The sequence below is a fragment of the Nonomuraea sp. NPDC050536 genome, assembly GCF_044457685.1.
Classification (GTDB): Bacteria; Actinomycetota; Actinomycetes; order Streptosporangiales; family Streptosporangiaceae; genus Nonomuraea.
Genome location: NZ_JBITHD010000017.1, coordinates 131,242 through 149,789, shown reverse-complemented (window position 1 = coordinate 149,789; position 18,548 = coordinate 131,242). Strand labels below are relative to the sequence as shown.

Annotated in this window: 21 protein-coding genes; 15 read left to right on the top strand and 6 right to left on the bottom strand. The window is 69.3% G+C overall.

Annotation, left to right across the window (positions count from 1 at the left end; genetic code table 11):
• Nucleotides 1-15 precede the first annotated feature (15 nt).
• The 5 genes from ACIBHX_RS37860 (at nucleotide 16) to ACIBHX_RS37840 (ending at nucleotide 3,183) form a co-directional block, all read left to right on the top strand.
• The gene (locus tag ACIBHX_RS37860; protein ID WP_397072256.1) at nucleotides 16-417 is read left to right on the top strand and encodes a DUF742 domain-containing protein; all 402 of its coding nucleotides are present in this window, start codon (nucleotides 16-18) and stop codon (nucleotides 415-417) included.
• On the top strand, nucleotides 398-976 hold the full coding sequence (locus ACIBHX_RS37855; protein WP_397072255.1) for a GTP-binding protein: 579 nt from the start codon (nucleotides 398-400) through the stop codon (nucleotides 974-976). The genes ACIBHX_RS37860 and ACIBHX_RS37855 overlap by 20 nt, the downstream gene beginning before the upstream one ends.
• A gap of 306 nt (nucleotides 977-1,282) precedes the next feature.
• Entirely contained in the window at nucleotides 1,283-1,720 is a 438-nt protein-coding gene (locus ACIBHX_RS37850) for a hypothetical protein (protein ID WP_397072254.1), read from the top strand.
• A gap of 10 nt (nucleotides 1,721-1,730) precedes the next feature.
• Nucleotides 1,731-2,327 carry a cell wall protein gene (locus ACIBHX_RS37845; RefSeq protein WP_397072253.1) on the top strand — a complete coding sequence of 199 codons (597 nt, stop codon included), beginning with the start codon at nucleotides 1,731-1,733 and terminating at the stop codon, nucleotides 2,325-2,327.
• A gap of 70 nt (nucleotides 2,328-2,397) precedes the next feature.
• Nucleotides 2,398-3,183 carry a MauE/DoxX family redox-associated membrane protein gene (locus ACIBHX_RS37840; RefSeq protein WP_397072252.1) on the top strand — a complete coding sequence of 262 codons (786 nt, stop codon included), beginning with the start codon at nucleotides 2,398-2,400 and terminating at the stop codon, nucleotides 3,181-3,183.
• Between the two features lie 159 nt (nucleotides 3,184-3,342).
• Here ACIBHX_RS37840 and ACIBHX_RS37835 read toward each other — a convergent pair whose 3' ends face one another.
• Complete coding sequence (locus ACIBHX_RS37835; RefSeq protein ID WP_397072251.1) at nucleotides 3,343-4,113, bottom strand: ABC transporter ATP-binding protein; 771 nt, start codon at nucleotides 4,111-4,113, stop codon at nucleotides 3,343-3,345.
• 53 nt (nucleotides 4,114-4,166) lie between these two features.
• Here ACIBHX_RS37835 and ACIBHX_RS37830 point away from each other — a divergent pair, with 53 nt between their 5' ends.
• Complete coding sequence (locus tag ACIBHX_RS37830; protein ID WP_397072250.1) at nucleotides 4,167-4,889, top strand: ABC transporter substrate-binding protein; 723 nt, start codon at nucleotides 4,167-4,169, stop codon at nucleotides 4,887-4,889.
• Here the strand turns inward: ACIBHX_RS37830 and ACIBHX_RS37825 are convergent.
• The 5 genes from ACIBHX_RS37825 to ACIBHX_RS37805 are packed head-to-tail and all read right to left on the bottom strand — an operon-like array spanning nucleotide 4,872 to nucleotide 9,709.
• Entirely contained in the window at nucleotides 4,872-6,110 is a 1,239-nt protein-coding gene (locus ACIBHX_RS37825; protein ID WP_397072249.1) for a flavin-dependent oxidoreductase, read from the bottom strand. The genes ACIBHX_RS37830 and ACIBHX_RS37825 overlap by 18 nt on opposite strands.
• Nucleotides 6,111-6,157: 47 nt before the next feature.
• Nucleotides 6,158-7,162 carry a methyltransferase gene (locus tag ACIBHX_RS37820; RefSeq protein ID WP_397072248.1) on the bottom strand — a complete coding sequence of 335 codons (1,005 nt, stop codon included), beginning with the start codon at nucleotides 7,160-7,162 and terminating at the stop codon, nucleotides 6,158-6,160.
• Between the two features lie 11 nt (nucleotides 7,163-7,173).
• Nucleotides 7,174-7,953, bottom strand: a complete 780-nt coding sequence (locus ACIBHX_RS37815) for an ABC transporter permease (protein ID WP_397072247.1) — start codon at nucleotides 7,951-7,953, stop codon at nucleotides 7,174-7,176.
• Nucleotides 7,950-8,726 (bottom strand): ABC transporter permease, encoded by a 777-nt coding sequence (locus tag ACIBHX_RS37810; protein WP_397072246.1) that lies wholly within the window; start codon nucleotides 8,724-8,726, stop codon nucleotides 7,950-7,952. The genes ACIBHX_RS37815 and ACIBHX_RS37810 overlap by 4 nt, the downstream gene beginning before the upstream one ends.
• Entirely contained in the window at nucleotides 8,723-9,709 is a 987-nt protein-coding gene (locus tag ACIBHX_RS37805; protein ID WP_397072245.1) for an ABC transporter substrate-binding protein, read from the bottom strand. The genes ACIBHX_RS37810 and ACIBHX_RS37805 overlap by 4 nt, the downstream gene beginning before the upstream one ends.
• Before the next feature lie 450 nt (nucleotides 9,710-10,159).
• Here ACIBHX_RS37805 and ACIBHX_RS37800 point away from each other — a divergent pair, with 450 nt between their 5' ends.
• The 9 genes from ACIBHX_RS37800 to trmD all read left to right on the top strand — a co-directional run bounded on the left by ACIBHX_RS37800 (nucleotide 10,160) and on the right by trmD (nucleotide 18,450).
• The gene (locus ACIBHX_RS37800) at nucleotides 10,160-12,907 is read left to right on the top strand and encodes a nitrate- and nitrite sensing domain-containing protein (RefSeq protein ID WP_397072244.1); all 2,748 of its coding nucleotides are present in this window, start codon (nucleotides 10,160-10,162) and stop codon (nucleotides 12,905-12,907) included.
• Nucleotides 12,904-13,326 carry a roadblock/LC7 domain-containing protein gene (locus ACIBHX_RS37795; RefSeq protein ID WP_397072243.1) on the top strand — a complete coding sequence of 141 codons (423 nt, stop codon included), beginning with the start codon at nucleotides 12,904-12,906 and terminating at the stop codon, nucleotides 13,324-13,326. The genes ACIBHX_RS37800 and ACIBHX_RS37795 overlap by 4 nt, the downstream gene beginning before the upstream one ends.
• A 114-nt stretch (nucleotides 13,327-13,440) precedes the next feature.
• A complete protein-coding gene (locus tag ACIBHX_RS37790) occupies nucleotides 13,441-13,797 on the top strand; it encodes a DUF742 domain-containing protein (RefSeq protein WP_397072340.1) in 357 nt (118 codons plus the stop codon).
• Entirely contained in the window at nucleotides 13,778-14,365 is a 588-nt protein-coding gene (locus tag ACIBHX_RS37785; RefSeq protein WP_397072242.1) for a GTP-binding protein, read from the top strand. Before ACIBHX_RS37790 ends, ACIBHX_RS37785 begins: the two co-directional genes overlap by 20 nt.
• Before the next feature lie 56 nt (nucleotides 14,366-14,421).
• Nucleotides 14,422-15,990 (top strand): signal recognition particle protein, encoded by a 1,569-nt coding sequence (ffh, locus tag ACIBHX_RS37780; RefSeq protein WP_397072241.1) that lies wholly within the window; start codon nucleotides 14,422-14,424, stop codon nucleotides 15,988-15,990.
• A 417-nt stretch (nucleotides 15,991-16,407) separates the two neighbouring features.
• Nucleotides 16,408-16,860, top strand: a complete 453-nt coding sequence (rpsP, locus tag ACIBHX_RS37775; RefSeq protein WP_397072240.1) for a 30S ribosomal protein S16 — start codon at nucleotides 16,408-16,410, stop codon at nucleotides 16,858-16,860.
• Between the two features lies 1 nt (nucleotide 16,861).
• The gene (locus ACIBHX_RS37770) at nucleotides 16,862-17,107 is read left to right on the top strand and encodes an RNA-binding protein (protein WP_214326199.1); all 246 of its coding nucleotides are present in this window, start codon (nucleotides 16,862-16,864) and stop codon (nucleotides 17,105-17,107) included.
• A 75-nt stretch (nucleotides 17,108-17,182) separates the two neighbouring features.
• Nucleotides 17,183-17,671, top strand: a complete 489-nt coding sequence (gene rimM, locus ACIBHX_RS37765; protein ID WP_397072239.1) for a ribosome maturation factor RimM — start codon at nucleotides 17,183-17,185, stop codon at nucleotides 17,669-17,671.
• The gene (trmD, locus tag ACIBHX_RS37760; protein ID WP_397072238.1) at nucleotides 17,671-18,450 is read left to right on the top strand and encodes a tRNA (guanosine(37)-N1)-methyltransferase TrmD; all 780 of its coding nucleotides are present in this window, start codon (nucleotides 17,671-17,673) and stop codon (nucleotides 18,448-18,450) included. The genes rimM and trmD overlap by 1 nt, the downstream gene beginning before the upstream one ends.
• Nucleotides 18,451-18,548: the final 98 nt, after the last annotated feature.

The following is an 18,548-nucleotide window of genomic DNA, read 5'->3' as shown; positions in this document are numbered from 1 at the left end:
GCGGTGACAGGAGACATGGTGTCAGGTCAAGGTTGGGCTGGTGATACTCCGCCGCACCCGTCGGCGCCCCGTCCGCAGAAGCCGAGTTCCCTGGTACGGCCATATGCCGTGACCGGGGGGCGGACAGCTCCGCGGATGAAGTTCGCCATGGAGGCACTCGTGTCCTCCGTGACGTCGGAATACCAAGACATTTCACTACTAAGTCCGGAATATCAGGCGATCATCCAACTGACCCGCAACGTCAGGTCAGTTGCCGAAATCTCCGCTCTTTTACGGCAGCCGCTCGGGGTGGTCCGGGTGCTGATCGCCGACATGGCGTCGGAGGGCCTTATCCGCGTGCACCAGCCTGCGCTGGATGCGGGTAAGCCGGACCTTAACCTGCTCGAAAGGGTTCTCAGTGGACTTCGCAGGCTCTAGCCCCGGCCTAACCTCGACGAAGATCGTCGTGGCCGGGGGCTTCGGCGTGGGCAAGACGACCTTCGTGGGCGCGGTCTCGGAAATCCTGCCGCTGACCACGGAGGCCGTCATGACCGACGCCTCCGCGGGTGTGGACGACGTCTCGCTCACTCCGAACAAGACGACCACCACCGTGGCCATGGACTTCGGCCGCGTATCGCTGGATCAGGACCTGATCCTCTACCTGTTCGGCACGCCCGGACAGCACCGGTTCTGGTTCATGTGGGACGACCTGGTCCGCGGCGCGATCGGCGCCGTCGTCCTGGTGGACACGCGCCGCCTGGCCGACAGCTTCCCGGCCATCGACTACTTCGAAGAGGCCAAGCTGCCGTTCGTCATCGGGATCAACGGCTGGGACGGGCAGTTCATGCACGATCCGGACGAGGTACGCGAGGCCCTCTCGCTCAACCCCGTCACCCCGATCATCCGCCTCGACGCCCGTTCCCGCGACTCGGTCAAGACCACCCTCATCACGCTGGTCGAGCACGCCCTCACCCGGCACATGCACACCCCCGCGTAGATTCTCCCGTTACGGCAGGCCGCCCCACCGCCACCCACCGCACGGGGCCGGGCCCTGTCCAGGGAGACGCTCCTCCGGTGATGAGGGGTTGATCGCCGTTACGACTCCGCCCCTGACCGCCTATGCGGTCAGGGGCGGAGCCGTTCCCGTGCTTGGTCAGAGGTCGCATCCCCTATGACCGATCCCGGCAAAGCCTTCTGACCAGGGCCTGAAAAATTGGGCATTGACGAAAGATTCTTACATGTTACTCATAGATCAGGTCAGAAAGTTTCAATGCCGGAGCCCACCCCCCAAGGAGGCACACGCATGCCCGCTGACCCGCCGGCCGACTTACTCGGTCCCGTCCAAGGAGAGGTTTCCTGGTTCTGCTGCGGCAACGCCTGGGGCCCCTGCGGTACCGCGGGGCACGGCGCCTGCGGCACCTGCAACTCGGGAAGCCTGCAGCACGCCTGGCCCAACACCTCCGACTCCTGCTGGGCGATCACCCACCCCGACACCTGCGGCGTGGGCCTGTCCAGGAGGACCTGCGGCTTCCAGCACCGCACGACCTCGCTGTGCGGTGGAGGCAGCGTCGTCACCTCGATCGCCGACTGCGGCCCGCAGACCGACCTGTTCTGCGGCGAGCGCAGCTGCTGCGGCTCCACGTGCGCCAGCAACCGGCTGATCGACCTCACCCCTGCCGCCTACAGCCGCATCGCCAGCCTCTCCTCCGGCCTGCGGCCGTGCGAGATCTCGACGGTGTAGGAGGCCGAGGATGACCACCAGAAGGCAGATGCTCAAGTCCGCGGTGCTCGGCGGCGGCGCAAGTGTCATCGCCGCGACCGTGATGGGCTCGCTCGGGCCGGAGGCCGCGTTCGCCGCCCCCGCGCCGCAGGCCGATCCCGGCGCTCCCGACCCGAACTTCGCCGAGGGCAGGATCCGCTCGATCAACGGCAACACTCTCCTCGTCCTCGGGTCGAACCTGGTCTTCCACCGCATCAGAGTGGTCGACGGCACCTCCCTGTGGAAGCTCGGGCCCGTCGGCTTCGACCAGGCCATGCCCGGTGACGGCCTCTACGCGCGCGGCGTCAGGATGCCCGACGGAATGCTGGCGGCCGAGGCGGTGTGGCTCAACATCGTCAACATCAAGGGCCACATCAGGAACATCTCCAGCGAAACCGTGCACCTCGACCACAACGGGCAGGAGATCCTCTGCCACGTCGTGGCGGGCAAGTCGGTCGCCGTGCGCTCCGACGCGCCGCCCACCGGCGACCTGTCGCTGCTGAGCGTGGGCCAGCACGTCCAGATCCTCGGGGCCTGGCGCCCCGACACCAACGAGGTCGACATCGCCTCGGTCTTCTCCCCGCACTAGGCACCCCGGAGACTCCCCGCCCAGGATCGGGGCGGGGAGTCCCTCCCGCACGAAGTCACAGGAGCGACAGATGCAAGGGATCGCCGCGCTGCAGCCGTACGTGATCGCCGTCTTCCTGGCCTGGGCGGGCCTGGCCAAACTGTCCTCGCGGGGGCATCCGGACAAGACCGCGCTGGCCAGGCTCGTCGGCCCGGCGCGCGCGGTCCCCGCGCTGCGCCTGGTGGCGCTGGCCGAGCTGGCGGTCGCCGGCGTGCTGGTGCTGCCTCCGCACGAGGTCTGGGAGGGTACGGCTGCCGCCGCGCTCTCGGCCGGCTTCGTCGGCTACCTGGTGTACGCCAGGGTGAACGCGCCCGCCTCGTCCTGCGGGTGCCTGGGTTCGCACGCCACCCCGCTGAACCGGCGGGCTTTCCTGCGGGCGGGCCTGCTGCTGGCGATGAGCGTGGCCGCCGTCTGGGCGGGGCCGCTGAGGGTGAGCGCCTGGCTCGCCGGCCTGGGCGTGGCCGAGGTCGCCGTGCTGCTCGGGCTCTCGGCGGAGCTCGACCGTTACTGGCTGACGCCGCTGCGGCGCCTGATCGTCCGGATCCGCAAGCCGCTGGCCATGGCGCCGGGCGGGTTCCCACCGCCGCTCGAGGCCTCGTTGCGGCAGCTCTACCGCAGCCCGGCCTACTGCTCGGTGTCGCGCTGGCTCAGCTCGGACGTCCAGGACGCCTGGGACGAGGACGGCTCGCGCTACGTGTCCTACGCCGTGGGCGGGCGGACCGCGGTCTTCGCCATTCCGCTGTGGGAGACGGATCCATCGCTGGTCAGGGTGGCGGTTGTCGACGAGCCCGAGATGGCGGCCGACCGGGCGCCGTGACGGCGGGCGACCGTCACCGACTCGCCAGGATCGCCGGTGGCGGGCCCTCAGCCGAAGTGCGGCGGGCGGCCGGTGGGGCGGCTCGCCGTAACTCTTCCAAGAGAGCCGTAACTCTCCTGAGAGAGCTGTAACTCTTCTATGAGAAGAGCCGTGACTCTTCTAAGAGACAGGTGCGACGCCGCGGACCAGGCGTCCGACCTCGGCGCGCAGCTGGACGAAGTCCGGGTGCTCGCGGGTGGAGATCTGGTCGCGCGGGGCGGGCAGGTCCACCTTGAGGTCGCCGACGACGTGCGCCGGGGCCTTGGACAGCACGACCACCCGGTCGCCCACGTAGACGCTCTCGTCGATGTCGTGGGTGATCAGCACGATCGTCATCGTGTGGTGGCCGCGCACCTTCAGCACCAGGTCCTCCAGGTCCTCCCTGGTCTGCGCGTCGACCGAGCCGAACGGCTCGTCCATGAGCATCAGCGCGGGCCGGTAGGCCAGCGCGCGGGCGATCGCCACGCGCTGCTGCATGCCGCCGGAGAGCTGGAAGGGATACTTACGGCCGGCATCGGCGAGCCCCACCGACTCCAGCGCCTCCTGGGCGGCCTCGCGGCGGCGCTTCTTGTCCATGTCCCTGCGGCGCAGCGGCAGCGCCACGTTGTCGGCCACCGACATCCACGGGAAGAGCGAGCGGCTGTAGTCCTGGAAGACGACCGCGAGGTTGTCCGGCGTCTGGCGGACCAGCTCGCCCCCGACGCGGATCTCGCCGCCGGTGGGCGTGATCAGCCCGGCGATGGAGCGCAGCAGCGTCGACTTGCCGCAGCCGGAGGGACCGACGATGCACAGCAGCTCACCCTCGGCGACACTGAGGCTCAACCCGTCGATGGCGTGATGGGCGCCCGCGCCCTCGCCATAGGTGTGCGTGAGGCTGTTGATTTCGAGCAAACCGAATTCCTTGGGGGCGAAATCCGTGGACAATACGGTGACTCTATCGGCAAATGCCTCATGCCTGGCGGGAGCTCGCAAAATGCCACGAGCCCGTCTCGACCTTCCTGGCCGCGAACAGGGGCGAGAAGATCAGGTCGGTGGGCGGCCTCTACCAGGCGGCGCCCAACACCTTCGACCTCATGGTCGCCAAGGGATCGCCCATCAAGACCGTGGCCGACCTCAGGGGCAAGACGATCCTGGTCAACACCCTCAACAACGTCGGAACGCTGGCCGTCATCACCACGCTGAAGGCCGCCGGGCTCGCGGCCACCGACGTCAAGTTCGCCGAGAAGCCGTTCCCCGACATGGCCAACGCGGTGGCTGCGGGCCAGGCGGACGCCGCCTGGATGACCGAGCCGTTCATCACCGCCACCCAGGCGCAGCAGGGCTTCACCAAGCTCGCCGACACGATGGTGAACGAGACCGCGGATCTGCCGATCGCCGCCTGGGTCGCCACCGACGACTGGGTGAAGAACAACCCGAAGACGCTGGCCGCCTTCAAGCGGGCGATCAGCAAGGCGCAGCGGCTGGCCGCGGGTGACCGCAAGGAGGTCGAGGCGGTGCTGCCCACCTACACCAAGATCGACGCGGCGACCGCTTCGAAGATCACCCTCGGCGTCTTCCCCGTCTCCGTCGACGCGGGCAAGCTGCAGAAGGTGGCCGACCTGATGAAGGAGTACGGCTACCTCCAGGCGCCCATCGACGTCAAGTCCGTGCTAACGGACACTCCATGACGCGCGCTCGTTGAGCGCCCGCACGTCGGAGTCGGTGATGCCGTGCTGGCCCGCGGCCATGCGGCCCAGCTCCTCCGCCGTCAGCACGTCCGCGATGTCGGCGAACCCGCCGGGCGCCCGCTCGGTCACCAGCTGGACGATCTCCTCGATGGGCAGGGCGCGATGCCCGAGGATCAGCTGGGTGGTCGGCGGACGCCGCTCGACCTCGTAGCCGGCCAGCGCTCCCGCCGGATCGGGCTCGGTCGCCAGCCACTTGGCCAGCACCCGGGCGTCGAGCACCGCCTGCGAGCCGCCGTTCGAGCCGATCGGGTACATCGGGTGGGCGGCGTCGCCGAGCAGCGTCACCCGTCCCTCGCCCCAGAACGGCAGCGGATCCCGGTCCACCATCGGGTACTCCAGGATCCGCGCCGAGGAGGCGAACAGCGAGGGGATGTCCACGTGCGGAAACTTCCAGTCGGCGTAGTGCCTGGCCACGTCCTCCCGCCGCCCGGCCCGCGACCAGTCGGCCTGGTCGATCGTGCCCGGCTCGCCCACCTTGACCTCGGCCACCCAGTTGATCAGCCGCGGTTCGGCGGGGGAGATGTGGTAGGTGACGATCCGCGAGGACCGGTTCGAACCGGCCACCAGCACGGTGGCACCGTCCATGATCGGGTCGCCCTCGCCCACGCCGCGCCACATCTGGATGCCCGACCACCGCAGCGGGTCGCCGTCCGGGTGCAGGCGGGCCCGGGTGGTCGACTGGATCCCGTCGGCGCCGACCAGCACGTCCGCCCGCTCGCGGTACTCCCGCCCGGTGGCCACCTCGCGCAGCACGACCGTGACGCCGCCGGAGTCCTGCTCGAAGTCGTGCAACCGCGTCCCCAGGCGCACGTTGTCCGCGCCGACCGCGGCGAGCAGGATCATCTGCAGCTCGCCCCGGTGGATGGAGTACTGCGGCCAGTGGTAGCCGGCCGCCCGCCCCCGGGGCAGCGCCAGGATCGTGCCGCCGTGCCGGTCGGTGAACGTCATGTACGTGACGGCCAGGCCCGCTGCCGCCAGCCGCTCGCCCAGGCCGAGCTCGCTCAGTTCCCGTACGGCGTGCGGCTGCAGGTTGATGCCCACGCCCAGGGGTCGCAGCGCCGTCGCCGCCTCCACGACGACGCAGTCCAGGCCCGCGGCCCGGAGGCTCAGTGCCGCGGTCAGCCCGCCGATCCCGGCCCCGATGATCATGATTCTCGTCACTGGATCACCTATGTGTCGATTTCAGGATCTGTCGTGAGTTCTCGGTTCTAGCTGGCGCGGGCCTCGATGAGGCTGGAGCCGGTGGCGAGGTCGACGACCTGGACGAGCTCCAGGTCCGCCTGCCGCAGCAGGGTGGCGTACTCCTCCCTGCTGCGCTCGAGCCCGCCGTCGAAGATGGCCAGCATCCGCATGTCCACGTCCTTGCCCAGGTGCGGCGCGTCGTCGTCGGGCAGCACCGCCTCGAGCAGCAGCACCCGCCCGCCGGGGTTCATGGCGTCGCGCACGTTGCGCAGGATCCGTACGGAGTCGGTGTCGTCCCAGTTGTGCAGCACGCTGGCCAGCAGGTAGGCGTCGCCGCCGGAGGGCACCGAGGCGAAGAAGTCCCCGCCCACGAGCTCGCACCGCTCGGCCAGCCCCTCGGCCGCGATCAGCTCCCCGGACCGCGCGACCACGTGCTCCAGGTCGAACAGGACTCCCCGCATCTCCGGGTGCGCCTGCAGCACCGTGGCCAGAATGTGCCCCTTGCCGCCCGCCACGTCCACCAGGGTCCGCACGGCCGAGAAGTCGAAGCGCTTGACCAGGCTCTCGGCGAACGGGATCGCCCTGCCCAGCATGTACTCGTCGAAGATCCGCCCGGTCTCGGGGTTGGCCGCCAGGTGCTCGTACAGCGGGCCGTACCGCTGCGCGAACGCCGACCTGCCCTGCCGTACGGTGGCCGGCAGGTTGCCCATGGCGTACCAGAACCCCTCCTCGCCCAGCATGCGGATCGACGAGCGGATCGAGCCGGGCGCGTCGGACCGCAGCGCGTTGCCCGTCTCGGTCAGGTCGTAGCGGTCGGAGCCGAGGGTGCGCACCATCCCCATCCCGGCCAGCTCGCGCAGCACCCGGCGTAGCGCGGGCGGGTCGGCCTCGCAGCGCGTGGCCAGCTCGCCGACACCGAGCGCGCCCTGCGCCAGATGGTCGGCCAGGCCGAGCTCGGCCATGGTGTAGAGGGCGGCGAAGCGGGACAGATCGGCGACCGCTCCCCAGAGGAGGTCGTCGGTGTTGGACATGCAAACTCCCGTCAGGCGGTTCTGGTGGCTTGCCGCTGCCAGATCAGCAGCCGGTTCTCCGCGAACACGAACAGCGCGTTGGCCGTGCAGCCGAGCAGGCCGAGCAGGGCGATGGTGGCCCACACCCCCGGCGTGTCGAAGCTGCGCTGGGCCTGGAGCAGCTGGTAGCCGAGGCCGTCGGTGCTGCCGAACAGCTCGGAGATGACCATGAGGATCAGCGCGAGCGACAGGCTCAGCCGGAGGCCGGCGAAGATCTTGGGCGAGGCGGCGGGGATGACGACCAGGCGCAGGCGCTGCGTCCTGGTCAGCGCGAACACGGTGGCCGTGTCGAGGTAGCCGCGGTCGACCGCCTTGGCCCCGTCGATCGAGTTGAGCAGCACCGGCCAGATCACGCCGAACACGATCGTGGCCAGTTGCAGCCGCAGCCCGGCGTGGAAGACCACGAGGAAGGCGGGCAGCAGCAGCGGGGGAGGGATGGCGCGGCCGAACTCGATCAGCGCGTCCACGTAGTCGGTGGCCACCCGCGAGCGTCCGAGCAGCATGCCCAGGATCACGCCGATCACCGCGGCCAGCACCCAGCCGCCGAACATGCGCCCGAGGCTGGGCAGCATGTTGGCCACCGCGTCGTCGGTCAGGAACAGCCGGGTGGCCGGACCCGAGAACCACAGTTCGTGCATCTTCTGGACGATCATCGTGGGCGGCGGGAAGTCGTTGTCCTGGAGCGCCCGCGTGACGATTTCCCAGACGGCCAGCACGGCCGCGACGACTCCGAGCCTGGCCAGCGCCATCATGACTGCACCATCCCGGTCCTGATCTTGTGCCAGCGGAACAGCCGGCGCTCCCCGGCCAGCAGGACGGCGTTGGCGATGAGCCCGATGGCGCCCGCCCAGAACGTGGCCGCCAGGATGAGGTCGGTCCTGTTGCCGCTGCCCGCCTGGATCACGAACACGCCGATCCCCGCGGTGCCGCCGGCCAGCAGCTCGGCGCTGACGGCCAGAATGAGCGCGATCCCCGCGGCGATCCTGACCCCGGTCGCCACGAACGGCGCCGCACTGGGCAGGCTCACCCGCACCAGTACGGCGAGCGGCCCGAATCCGAAGCTCCGCAGCGACTCCTTGGCGAGGGGATCCACCTCCCGCATGCCGTACAGCGTGTTGATGAGGATGGGCCAGATCGAGGCGTAGACGATGACGGAGATCTTCATCATCCCGTCGTCGGGGATCAGCAGGATCGCCAGCGGGATGATCGCCACCGACGGGATGGGCCGCAGGAACTCCAGCAGCGGCCTGATGGCGCGCTCCACCGGTGACAGCGAGCCGAGCAGCACGCCCGCGGTCACGCCCACCACGACGGCGGCCAGCAACCCGAGAGCCCAGTTGGTCAGCGTCTGACCGACGCCCGCCAGGAAGTCGCCGTCGGCCAGGATGCGCGCGGCCTGGTAGAGCACGGTCGAGGGCGGCGGGAAGTCCACGTTCTCGCCGAGGCCGAAGCGGAAGACCAGCTCCGCGACAGCCAGGAACCCCGCGGCGCCGGCGGCGCCGCGGAGCAGTCGTCTACCCGTCATCCGCCCGCGGGAGCCGAGATGACCGACTTCACGTCGATCGGGCTCTGGATGTACTTGTACTCCAGCATGAGGTCGGCCACCTTCTGGAGCCTGTTCACGCTGAGGGCGTTGGGGTAGGTGCCGAGCGTGATCACCGAGGCGGTCTGCGCGTCGATCTTGGTGTAGGTGGGCAGGATGGCCTCGATCGACTTGCGGTCACTGGCGGCCAGCGCCTGGGCCTTGGCGATGGCGCGCTGGAAGGCGGCCAGCGTCTTGGGGTACTTCTGCGACCACTCGTCGGTGGCCATCCAGCCGGCGATCGGCAGGTCCTCGGTCTGGCCCGTCATCGTGTCGGCGAGCTTGCGGAAGCCGAGCTTGCTCTGGTTCGCGGTGATGAACGGCTCGGTGATCCAGCAGGCGTCCGCCTGGCCGGTGGCCACCGCGTTGCCCATCTCGGGGAAGGGCTTCTCGGCGAACTTGACGTCCTTCTCGGTCAGGCCCGCGGTCTTGAGCGTGGCGGTCACGGCGAGCGTGGCGATGTTCCTGAGCGTGTTGACCAGGACGGTCTTGCCCTTGAGGTCGGCCACCGTCTTGATGGGCGAGTCCTTGGGAACCATGATGTTGAAGGTGTTCGGGCCCGCCTGGTAGGCGTCGGCGATCAGCTTGATCTTCTCGCCGGTGCTCGCCGCCAGGAAGGTGGAGACGTAGTTCGTCTGCGAGATGTCCAGCGCGCCGCTCTTGACCTGCGGGAGGGCTGCCGCGCCACCCTGGATCACGACCGGCTGGACCGTCAGGCCCTCCTCCTTGAAGTACCCCTTGGCGTTGGCGAGGTAGAGCGCCACGGAGTCGGGAATCGGCAGTGCCCCCACCTTGATGGTGGATTTCTCCAGGCCATTGCTGTTAGCCGAGGAGTTCGACGGCTCTTTGGAACCGCTGCAGGCGGCTAGAGAAAGCGCGGCCGCGACGCCGAGAACAAGAGCTCGGACGCGCAAGGTGCGTGTCATCGGGGGGTTCTCCTACCAGGGAAGCTTCTGGAGATCGGCATCGGCGATGCCGGGCGTGAAGCGTACCCCCAAGCGCGATCAGACATGAAGCCATATGCCGCGTTTGTGGTGATTTTTCACCAATAGGGTCGATTATTCCGAATTACCGCTATCAACACTCTGTGTCAGTTTCGGATGTATGTCCTGATTGGTGGCGATGTGGTTGCGCTGCGTGCGCGTGGGCTCGCTGGGTGCATCCGATGCCGTTTGGAACGGTTGAAAACTTGCGAGGCGTTGGCTGAACTAAGAGGTTTGTGCTCAAATTGGGCCCTAACTTGCCTGCGATCTCTTCGTCCGCGTGACGAATCAGCTCATCTCTCAAGCAGGCCTAGGCGCGAGAGGTTGTCACCAGTGAGGACGACAACGGCCGAATCCGGTCGTAGTACGACTCCGGACTTACCAGGTCAGTCCATGGCCAGTGAGGTGCCGGCAGAACGGGTGCCCCGGTCGGGCAGCTCGTTCGCGCTGCGGAACTGGCGCGTGCGCACGCGCCTCATCGCGCTCATCGCCATCCCCACCATCGTGGGTGTGCTTCTCGGTGGGCTGCGCGTCACCACCTCGATCACGAGCGCGCAGCAGTACCAGCAGGTCAATGACGTCAGCGGGCTCGTGGCCCAGCTCGGCGAGCTCGCGCGCAACCTCGCGCTGGAGCGGGACCTGTCGGCGCGTTTCGTGGCATCCGGCCGCAAGGAGACCCAGAAGCAGCGGCTCTCCGGCCAGGAAGAGATCGTCAACAACTCCGTCGCCAAGGTGCTCGCCACGGCCGCCGGAGTCGAGGACTCACTTTCCGACCTGGGCCGCAAGAAGCTGGCCCACGTCCGCGCCCGGCTTTCGCAGCTGAACTCGCTGCGCGACACCGTGGCCAAGACCCAGCTGCCGCCGCTGCCGACGATGGAGAAGTACTCCGAGACCATCGCCGAGATGCTGCAGCTGTTCGACGAGGTCGGCCAGGGCTCGACCGACGAGCAGCTGGTCTCCACCGCCGCCGCGCTGCGTGCTGTGGCCGGCGCCGAGGAGGAGGCCTCCAAGCAGCGGGGCCTGCTGTCGATCGCGCTCGTCAGGGGCGCCTTCGAGGAACCGGAGTACAACGCCTTCCTCGACGCGAAGTCCCGGCGTGACAGCGAGCGCGCGGCCTTCCGGGCCGTCGCCACGCCCGTCCAGCGCCAGTTCTACGACGACACGGTCGCCAGCCAGAAGATCGGCCGTGCCGAGTTCTACGTCGGCCGCGTGGAGTTCCTGCACAACGCGGGCCAGTCGCTGCGGCGGCTCGACCGGACGGCGCCCAACGACGACTCCCGCTGGTTCGACTCCATCAGCGAGACGGTCGACCGGCTGCACGCCGTACAGAAGTCCCTGGTCGAGCAGATCGCCACGCGCAGCGCCGACCTGCAGAGCGGCGACCGGCAGGTGGCGGCGCTGAACATCGCGCTGGTCCTCATCCTGCTGCTGCTGGTGCTGGCCATCACCGCCGTGATGGCCCGCTCCCTGGTACGGCCGCTGCGGCGGCTGCGCGGCGACGCGCTCAAGGTCGCCGGCCAGACGCTGCCGCAGCTGGTCCAGACGCTGCGCGAGGGCGAGGCCAGCCCCGACGCGATGCACGTGCCGCCGATGGAGATCTCCTCCAAGGACGAGATCGGCGAGGTCGCGCGGGCCTTCGATGAGGTCCACCGCGAGGCGGTACGGCTGGCCGGCGAGGAGGCCAGGCTCCGCTCCAACGTCAACGCCATGTTCGTCAACCTCTCGCGCAGGTCGCAGACCCTGGTCGAGCGGCAGATCACCCTCATCGACGGGCTGGAGCAGGGCGAGCAGGACGAGAGCCGGCTGGCGAACCTGTTCAAGCTCGACCACCTGGCCACCCGCATGCGCCGCAACAGCGAGAACCTGCTGGTGCTGGCAGGGCAGGACCCGCCGCGCCGCTGGAGCCAGCCGGTCAAGCTGGTCGATGTGGCCCGCGCCTCCCTGTCGGAGGTCGAGAACTACGAACGGGTCGTCCTGCAGGTGCCCGACGGCGTCTCGGTCGCCGGCCAGGCGGTCAACGACGCCATCCACCTGCTGGCCGAGCTGGTGGAGAACGCGCTGTCGTTCTCGCCGCGCGAGACCAGGGTGACCGTGTCCGGCAGCAGGATCGACGGCGGCGGCGTGATGCTGTCGATCACCGACTCCGGCATCGGCATGACGGCGGAGGAGTTCGCCCAGGCCAACGCGCGCCTCACGGACGCGCCCACGGTCGACGTGTCGGTGTCGCGGCGGATGGGTCTGTTCGTGGTCGCCCGCCTGGCGCACCGCCACGGCATCCGTGTCCAGCTCCGCCCGCACGGCAACGGCGGCATGACCGCGATGGTGCTGCTGCCCGAGGTCCTGCTGGGTGCCCAGACCCCGGCGTACGCCGGTACCTCGCCGGCGCCGCCGCAGGAGACCTTCACCGGCCCGCCGCCGTGGGAGGCCCCCTACCAGATGGGGTCGGGGCACCCGTCCTTCCCGTCCGAGCCGCTGGGGGCGCCGCCCCTGGGCGCGCACCCCTCCTTCCCGCCGAACCCCCAGGTCGACGGCTCGTGGCCGGGGATGCCTTCGATGCCCTCAATGCCGTCGATGCCGTCCCTGCCGCAGTGGCCCGCCGACCCGCGCAGCAGCAGCGGCGGGTACGACACCGCCGACGTGTGGGTGCCCTCCAGGGGCTCGGGCTGGAACGGGGACGAGCTGCCCAAGCGGCCGATGCCCGACGAGCCGAGGCAGCAGGGATTCGACTTCCCCGAGACCGAGTCGGCCGCCACCGGCCCGATCCCCGCGGTCAACCAGGGCGACGACTACCTGCCGATCTTCGCCTCGGTCGAGTCGGCCTGGTTCGAGCACAGCGAGACCGGCGCCACCTGGGGATCGTCCCAGGCGGACGCTGGATGGACCGCGGCCGAGGCCGTGGTCGAGCCGGTGCGCGACGGGTCGACCGCCGCCGGGCTGCCCAAGCGGGTGCCCAAGGCGAACCTGGTGCCCGGCTCGGCCGACACCGCGTCGGCGCCCAAGGGTGTGGCGCCGATGCCGTCGATCTCGCCCGACCGGGTGCGCAGCCGGTTGTCCAGTTTCCAGCAGGGGTTCCGAGCGGCCCGTGACGACCTCAGCGAGGGCCGGGCCCAATCCAGGCTTTCACGGGAGGAGGACGCATGAACGACCTCAGTCACGGGGCACGCGGAGTCGACTGGCTGATCACCGACTTCGTCACCAGTGTCCCCGGCGTCGCCCACGCGGTCGTCGTGTCATCCGACGGGTTACCGCTGGCGGCCTCGGCCGGATTCCCGGTCGACAGGGCCGACCAGCTGGCCGCCATCGCCTCCGGTCTCATCAGCCTGACGCAGGGTGCGGCCAGGGTCTTCGAAGGCGGCGTCGTCACGCAGACCATCGTCGAGATGCAGCGGGGCCTGATGCTGATCATGTCGATCAGCGACGGGTCCTGCATGGCGGTGCTGGCCGCCCCCGACTGCGACATGGGGCTGGTGGCCTACCAGATGACGTTGATGGTCGACCGCGCCGGCCAGGTGCTGACCCCGGCGGTGCGCGCCGAACTGCGTGCCAGCCAGTCCAGGTGATGATGCAGTGAGCGAGCTTGCCGAGCCGATCATCAGACAGAGCACGTTGGTCACGGGGCCGACGAAGGAGGCGCCGTGACCGACCCCAGATGGAACAGTGGTGGGTGGGATCCGATGCCGCCGCCCGCCGCGGAGCCCGCCTCCCCGGTACGCCCCTACGCCGTGACCGGAGGAAGGACCGCTCCCCGCGTCAAGCTGGCCATGGAGGCCCTGGTCTCCTCGGCTACGGCCGAGCACCGCGAGTTCTCCCACATCACACCGGAGTACCAGGCGATCAGCCAGCTCTGCCGGCAGGTCCGCTCGGTGGCCGAGGTGTCCGCGCTGTTGCGGATCCCCCTGGGCGTGGTGCGGGTGCTCATCGCCGACATGGCGGCCGAAGGTCTGGTCCGGGTGCACCAGCCCGCCCTGGACGCCGGTAGGCCAGACGTCAACCTGCTGGAAAGGGTGCTCAGTGGACTTCGCAGGCTCTAGCCCCGGGCTCACGTCAACGAAGATCGTGGTGGCCGGCGGCTTCGGAGTGGGCAAGACGACGTTCGTCGGCGCGGTCTCCGAGATCATGCCGCTGACCACGGAGGCGGTCATGACCGACGCCTCCGCGGGCATCGACGATCTCGGCATGACGCCGCTGAAGTCCACCACGACCGTGGCCATGGACTTCGGGCGTGTTTCGCTCGACCGCGACCTGATCCTCTACCTGTTCGGCACGCCGGGACAGCACCGGTTCTGGTTCATGTGGGACGACCTGGTCAGGGGCGCGATCGGCGCGGTGGTGCTGGTGGACACGCGCCGCCTGGCAGACAGCTTCCCGGCGATCGACTACTTCGAGGAGGCCCAGCTGCCGTTCATCGTGGGGGTGAACGGCTGGGACGGGCAGTACGCGCACAGCGACACCGAGGTGCGCGACGCGCTGACCCTCGCGCCGCACATCCCGCTGGTGCGGCTGGACGCCCGTTCCAAGGACTCGGTCAAGAGCGCGCTGATCAATCTCGTCGAACACGCGCTGACGGTCAGGATGGCCGTGCCAGGCTGGAGCGGCTGAGGGACCGGATAGGCTGACAGTCAGACCTATTTTCGCTTCGAGGACTGGCCAACCACGTGTTCGAGACGCTTTCCGACCGGCTGACATCGGTCTTCTCCTCCCTCCGATCCAAGGGTCGGCTGTCCGACGCCGACATCGACGCCACCGCTCGCGAGATCCGCATCGCGCTGCTCGAGGCCGACGTCGCGTTGCCGGTGGTCAAGGCGTTCGTCGCCCAGGTGAAGGAGCGCGCCCGCGGCGCCGAGGTGTCACAGGCGCTCAACCCGGCGCAGCAGGTCGTCAAGATCGTTAACGACGAGCTGATCCAGATTCTCGGCGGCGAGACCCGCAGGCTGCGCTTCGCCAAGACGCCGCCGACGGTCATCATGCTCGCCGGTCTCCAGGGCACCGGTAAGACCACGCTGGCGGGCAAGCTGGCCAGGTGGCTGCGCGAGCAGGGCCACGCGCCGCTGCTGGTGGCCGCCGACCTGCAGCGCCCCAACGCGGTCACACAGCTGCAGGTGGTCGGTGAGCGGGCCGGCGTGGCCGTCTACGCCCCCGAGCCGGGCAACGGCGTCGGCGACCCGGTGGGCGTGGCCCGCAGGTCGATCGACGAGGCCAGGCGGCAGAACCACGACATCGTCATCATCGACACCGCCGGCCGCCTGGGCATCGACCAGGAGATGATGAAGCAGGCCGCCGACATCCGCGACGCGGTCTCGCCCGACGAGGTCCTGTTCGTGGTCGACGCCATGATCGGTCAGGACGCGGTGACCACCGCGCAGGCCTTCATGGAGGGCGTCGGCTTCGACGGCGTCGTGCTGACCAAGCTCGACGGCGACGCCCGCGGCGGCGCCGCGCTCTCGGTCAGGCACATCACCGGCAAGCCCATCATGTTCGCCTCGACGGGTGAGAAGGTCGAGGACTTCGACGCCTTCCACCCCGACCGGATGGCCTCCCGCATCCTCGACATGGGTGACATCCTCACCCTGATCGAGCAGGCGCAGAAGACGTTCGACGAGGAGCAGGCGGCCAAGATGGCCAGCAAGCTCGCGTCGGGCGACAACTTCACCCTCGAGGACTTCCTCGAGCAGATGCAGATGGTCCAGCGGATGGGCCCGATCAAGAACCTGCTCGGCATGATGCCCGGCATGGGGCAGATGCGCGACCAGATCAACTCGATCGACGACCGCGACCTGGACCGCATCGCCGCCATCATCCGCTCGATGACGCCCGCCGAGCGCCAGGACCCGAAGATCATCAACGGTTCCCGCCGCGCCCGCATCGCCACCGGCTCCGGCGTCACGGTGTCCGCGGTGAACAACCTGGTCACCCGCTTCTTCGACGCCCAGAAGATGATGAAGCGGATGGCCGGCGGCATGGGCATCCCGGGCATGCCCGGTGGTCGCGCCACCAAGGCGGCCAAGGCGCAGAAGAAGGCCAAGGGCCGCCGCGTCAGCGGTGACCCGCGCAAGGCCGCGCTGGGCAAGCCGTCCGACTCGCCCGACGGTCAGGACACGCCCGAGCCCAAGAAGGGCGGCGGCCTCCTCGGCAACCTCGGCGGCAAGCAGCCCAAGCTGCCCCCGGGCCTGCAGCTGCCGCCCGGCTTCGACCCGAGCAAGCTCAACCTGCCCGACGACAAGTAGCTCTTTCTCCGGTACGGCGGGCCGCCCCGGCCCGCCGTTGCCATGTGCGCACCCGGTCACCTCCGCGGACGGGCTTCCCTGGGTTTCCAGGTCGGCCACGGTTCGGGCGAGACGTTACGGCGGGGCGAACGTGAGCCAGGAGTGGCGTTGAGGTGACAGACCCCTGCCCGCTACGGCGGGTGGTGGGTGGGGCGGCCCGCCGTACAGCAGAAACCAGCAGTGCGTGCAGCAAATATGGTGGTCCGTTGGCGCGGACGGTGGCGGCGATCTGGCACAATGACATGTTGGAACACCGTGACCAGGTGGGTGCCCTCTCATCTCCCGCCCGGCCGCGCCTGTCCCTGGAGCGGCCTCGCGTCGTGCCCCACTCGACAAGATGCCGTTCACCCACGCTCTAATGCAGGAGAGACCACACCCGTGGCAGTCAAGATCAAGCTCAAGCGGCTCGGCATGATCCGCAACGCGCAGTACCGTATCGTCGTCGCCGACAGCCGCACCAAGCGTGACGGCCGGGCGATCGAGGAGATCGGCCTGTACCACCCGAAGGACGACCCTTCGCGCATCGAGGTCGACGCCGAGCGCGCGGCCTACTGGCTGGGTGTCGGCGCGCAGCCGACCGAGCCGGTCCTCAAGCTGCTGAAGCTCACCGGTGACTGGCAGAAGTTCAAGGGCGAGCCCGCCCCTGCGCCGATGAAGGTCGCCGAGCCGGCGCCCGACCGCCACGCTCTCTACGAGGCCGCGGCCAAGGAGGCCCTGTCCGGTGGCGACACCGGCACGGCCGCCACCACGCCGAAGAAGGCCAAGAAGAAGGACGAGGCTCCGGCCCCCGAGGCCACCGAGACCCCGGCCGAGACCGAGGGCGAGGCCTGACGTGCTCGAGGAGGCTCTCGAGCACCTCGTGAAGGGCATCGTCGAACATCCAGACGATGTCCGGGTCCGCGCACGCCGCATTCGCAGCGGGCGCGTCCTGGAGGTCCGGGTGCACCCCGAGGACCTGGGCAAGGTCATCGGTCGCGGCGGTCGCACCGCCAAGGCGCTGCGCACCGTCGTGAATGCTCTGGCCGACGGGAAGTTCGTCCGGGTCGATCTGCTCGACCTGCACGAAGCAGTCCGATAGCGTCAGATCTTTCCCGCGCCCTCATCGGCTCGTCGCCGGTGGGGGCGCTGGCATTTCACAGAAGGCAGGTTTGACGTGCAGCTGGTCGTGGGCCGCATCGGCCGCCCGCACGGGGTGCGCGGCGAGGTGACCGTCGAGGTGCGCACCGACGATCCCGAGCTGCGTTTCGCGCCCGGCTCCTCGCTGACCACCGAGCCCGCCTCGGCCGGCCCGCTGATGGTGGAGTCCGTCCGCTGGCACAAGGACGTCCTGCTGCTGCGCCTGGAAGGCGTCGCCTCCAGAGACTCCGCCGAGGAGCTGCGCGGCACGATGCTGGTCATCGACTCCGCGGACGTGGCGCCGTCGGACGATCCTGACGAGTTCCACGACCACCAGCTCATCGGGCTGACGGTGGTGACCGTGTCGGGGGAGACGGTCGGCGAGGTCACCGACGTCCTGCACCACGGCCAGGACCTGCTGGTGGTGGGGGAGGACGTGTACATCCCCTTCGTCAAGGCGCTGGTGCCCGAGGTCGACCTGGCCGGCGGTCGTCTGGTGGTCGATCCGCCGGAGGGGCTGCTGTGATGCGGCTCGACATCATCTCGATCTTCCCCGAGTACTTCGCGCCGCTCGACGTCTCCCTCATCGGCAAGGCGCGCGAGCGCGGCACGCTCGACGTCCGCATTCACCAGCTGCGCGACTGGACGCACGATGTGCACAAGACCGTCGACGACACCCCGTACGGCGGCGGCCCCGGCATGGTGATGAAGCCGGAGGTGTGGGGCGAGGCCATCGACACCGTCATCGGCTCCGGCGAACCCAGGATGATCGTGCCCACCCCCAGCGGCCGCCCCTTCACCCAGGAGCTGGCCCAGGAGCTGGCCCAGGAGCACTGGCTGCTGTTCTGCTGCGGCCGCTACGAGGGCATCGACTCGCGCGTCATGCAGGAGTACGGCTCGCGCCTGCGCGTGGACGAGGTCAGCATCGGCGACTACGTGCTGGCGGGCGGCGAGGTCGCGGTGCTGGTCATGGTGGAGGCCATCGGCAGGCTGCTGCCCGGGGTGCTCGGCAACGCCTGCTCGGTGGCCGACGACTCCTTCGCGCCCGGGGCCATGCAGAACCTGCTCGAGGGGCCCGTCTACACCAAGCCGCCCGAGTGGCGGGGTCACGAGGTGCCGGCCGTACTGCTGTCGGGGCATCACGGGAAGGTGGCGCGCTGGCGGCGTGACGAGGCGCTGCGCAGGACCGTGGCCAACCGGCCCGAGCTGGTGGCGGCGATGGATCCCGAGACCCTCGACAAGCACGATCGGCGGCTGCTCGATGAGCTGTCGTTTCGCGTCGAGCCGGAAGATGTGGCAAACTGAATCGCTGCCGACCACTACGAGGTCGGTGTTGCATGCCCGGAATCCGGGCGTCAGGAGAGAGCACGCGCGTCCCCTTTGTTGCCCTCACGGGCCGGGTG